General features: G+C 64.7%; 4 protein-coding genes. All 4 read left to right on the top strand.

Features of this window, described 5'->3' with window-relative positions:
• Nucleotides 1-288 precede the first annotated feature (288 nt).
• A complete protein-coding gene (locus tag VKZ87_RS09900) occupies nucleotides 289-1,131 on the top strand; it encodes a hypothetical protein (RefSeq protein ID WP_324221092.1) in 843 nt (280 codons plus the stop codon).
• An 87-nt stretch (nucleotides 1,132-1,218) separates the two neighbouring features.
• On the top strand, nucleotides 1,219-1,923 hold the full coding sequence (locus tag VKZ87_RS09895) for a glutathione binding-like protein (RefSeq protein ID WP_324221091.1): 705 nt from the start codon (nucleotides 1,219-1,221) through the stop codon (nucleotides 1,921-1,923).
• Nucleotides 1,924-2,070: 147 nt separating this feature from the next.
• Nucleotides 2,071-2,697, top strand: coding sequence for a glutathione binding-like protein (locus tag VKZ87_RS09890; RefSeq protein ID WP_324221090.1), 627 nt, complete (start codon nucleotides 2,071-2,073; stop codon nucleotides 2,695-2,697).
• Nucleotides 2,698-2,704: 7 nt separating this feature from the next.
• The gene (locus VKZ87_RS09885) at nucleotides 2,705-3,220 is read left to right on the top strand and encodes a YbaK/EbsC family protein (RefSeq protein WP_324221089.1); all 516 of its coding nucleotides are present in this window, start codon (nucleotides 2,705-2,707) and stop codon (nucleotides 3,218-3,220) included.
• Nucleotides 3,221-3,292: the final 72 nt, after the last annotated feature.

Genomic DNA, 3,292 nt, shown 5'->3' with positions numbered 1-3,292 from the left:
CGAAGGGAATGCCTTTTTCCAGCGCGGCGATCTGCGCCTTGGCGCCGAACATGCTGAGCGGGCCGGAATACAGTGTTATGCGGCCGGGCAGGGCGGCATCGGAATGGTCGGACTCGGGCCGGGCGGGGATGGTCATCGGGCAGTCTCCCTGAATCGGTTTTTCGGGAAACGTAGGGTGAACCTGCCCGTCGGTCAACTTTTGTTCTTCTAATAGAACATAAACTGAACTACAATAAGGACCGCAGTCCTCGTCACAAATACCGAACGCCAGCCGAAGGAGCGCCGAAAATGTCCGCTGTCAAAGAGACTTACGACCCGTTCAAGGATCCCGACATTCACCTGCGGCCCGAGCCGCCGGTGGACGACCGCGAGCCGACCCATGCCGATCTGAGCATCCTGCCGAAATACAGCCCCGAGGACCGGGAATTCATGGACCGGCCGGACCATCTGGCCGACCTGCCGCAGGATCACCGCGCCTCGCTCGAGGAGCAGGGGCTGGAGCCCTACAACACCGTGCCCTGGCATCCGCCCGGCAAGCCGATCCGCATCGACTGGGGCCGGGCGGCAGAATTGCTGGCGAAGGGCACCTCGGTGGAGAGCACCGCCGGGCTGCTGTACTGCGACGCCAAACGGATCTGGCGCAACCTGCGCCGCAGCCGCAAATTCCGCGCGCGGGTGGAAGTCGCAGCCGAGCGGATGAAGATGCAGGCCGATCTGCGTTTCCGCAGCCTCAACATCCACGCCGCCCTGCAGATGAAGCATCGCGCCGAGAAGCTCGACACGAAGACGCTGCACTGGCTGGCCGAACGGCTCCGCATGGGCGAGGCGCCGGAGAAGACGGCCAGCCTGATCGACTGGCTGGAGGCGGTCGCCGCGCCGTCCGGTCCCTCGCGCAAGCGGCGCGCCAGAGCGGCGGCCGCGCCCGCGCCGCAGGCGGCGAAAGACGGCGCGGCAACGGGACTGAACGGGACTCAACAGGACTCAACGGGATTCAACGGGACTCAACTGGCTCTCAACGGGATTGAACTGGCATCGAACGGGACTGAACTGGCTCCGAACGGGCTCCAACTGGCCGCGCTTGCGCCGCCGCCGCGTCCGGCTGCGCTTGATAAGCCGTTGAACGGGCTCTAGTTCGACTGTTCCTGCCGGCGCAACGGTTGTCCCGCGCCGCGCTTTTCACCATCCTTCCAGTCCAGTCCGAGCATGCGGAGTCACAAGATGATCGACCTCTATTACTGGCCGACCCCCAACGGCCACAAGATCACGCTGTTCCTCGAGGAAGCCGGCATTCCCTACACGATCAAGCCGGTCAACATCTCGAAGGGCGAGCAGTTCAATCCGGACTTCCTGAAGATCGCGCCGAACAACCGCATGCCGGCGATCGTCGATCACGCGCCGGCCGATGGCGGCGCGCCGGTCAGCGTGTTCGAGTCCGGCGCGATCCTGCTGTATCTGGCCGACAAGTACAAAAAATTCATCCCGCAGGATCTGCGCGGCCGCGTCGCCTGCACCGAATGGGTGATGTGGCAGATGGGCGGCCTGGGCCCGATGTGCGGCCAGAACCACCATTTCAGCCAGTATGCGCCGGAGAAGATTCCCTACGCGATCAACCGCTACGTCAACGAGACGAACCGGCTTTACGGCGTGCTGGACCGGCGCCTGGAAGGCCGGGCCTTCATCTGCGGCGACGACTACACGATCGCCGACATGATGTCCTATCCCTGGATCGTGCCGCACGAGCGCCAGGGCCAGAAGCTGGAGGATTTTCCGAACCTGAAGCGCTGGTTCGACAGCATCTGGGCGCGGCCGGCCACCAAGGTGGCCTACGAGAAGGGCAAGGCGATCAACCAGGGCGTTCCGGTGATGACCGAGGAAGCGAAGAAGATCCTCTTCGGCCAGACCGCCGCCGTGGTGAAGGGGTAGAGGCGTATGGCAAGGGTATCACCCTCGGCGCAAGCCGAGGGTGCATCCGCCGGCTCCGTCGCGCGGATGGGCATGGATGCGCGGCGTTGACGCACCGGGCATGACGACCGAGTAAATGCAGGCAGGAAGAACAGAAAGGACGTATTCGTGATCGATCTCTACACTTGGGGCACGCCGAACGGGCGCAAGGTTTCCGTCATGCTGGAGGAGACCGGCCTGAAGTATCAGGCCTTTCCGGTCAACATCGGCAAGGACGAGCAGTTCGCGCCCGATTTCCTCAAGGTGAATCCGAACAACAAGATTCCCGCCATCGTCGATCACGAGCCGCTGGCGGCCTACGGCAAGGAGCCCTACAGCGTCTTCGAGTCCGGTGCGATCCTGATCTATCTCGCCGAGAAGAGCGGCAAGTTCCTGCCCGCCGATGCCCGTTCGCGCATGCAGGCGCTGCAGTGGCTGATGTGGCAGATGGGCGGCTTCGGCCCGATGCTCGGCCAGACGCACCACTTCGTGCGTTTCGCCAAGGAGCAGGTGCCCTACGCCATCGAGCGTTTCACCACCGAGACGAAGCGCCTCTACAAGGTGCTCGACGGCCATCTGGCGAAGAACGAGTATCTCGCCGGCAGGGAATACTCGATCGCAGACATGGCGACCCTGCCCTGGGCGGCGCGCCATGAATGGCACCAGATCGACCTGAACGACTATCCCAACGTGAAGCGCTGGTACGATCCGCTGATGGCGCGACCGGCGGTGCAGCGCGGCTTCGAGGTTCCGTGAGGCAGGCATGAGCGAAGTGAAGACCAATCCGCTGCTGGACCATGCGGGGGTGAGGCGCGTGCGCGCGGCGCTGGCGCCCTTCGGCGCGGAAGACCGCGTGATCGCCCTGGGCGATGCCGTGCGCACGGCGCAGCAGGCGGCCGACGCGCTGGGCTGCGAGGTCGGCGCCATCGTGAAGTCGCTGGTGTTTGCCTCAGAGGGCCTGAATGGAGAAAAGCGGGCGGTCATGGCGCTGGTGGCGGGCGACCGTCAGTGCGACCTGGAGGCGCTGGGCCGCGCGCTGGGATTGCCCTCGGCGCCGAAACGCGCCGATGCCGATCTGGTGCGCCAGGCCACCGGTTTCGCCATCGGCGGCGTCGCCCCACTGGGCCATGCCGAGACGCTGCCCATCGCGGTGGACGAAAGCCTATCGCGCTTCCCGCTGCTGCATGCGGCCGCGGGCCACCCCAATGCAGTGTTTCCGCTCACCTATGCCGAGCTGCTGCAATGGACCGGCGGCAGGGCGGCGGCGCTGGGCAAATAGGAGGATTACGTCGAAGGAGAATGGCGGAGGGGAAGGGATTCGAACCCTCGATACACCTTGACGGTGTATAAC

The organism is Ferrovibrio sp. (genome assembly GCF_035304305.1).
Classification (GTDB): Bacteria; Pseudomonadota; Alphaproteobacteria; order Ferrovibrionales; family Ferrovibrionaceae; genus Ferrovibrio.
Note: the sequence above shows the minus strand (reverse complement) of the source record. Positions and strands in the feature narration are given on the sequence as shown.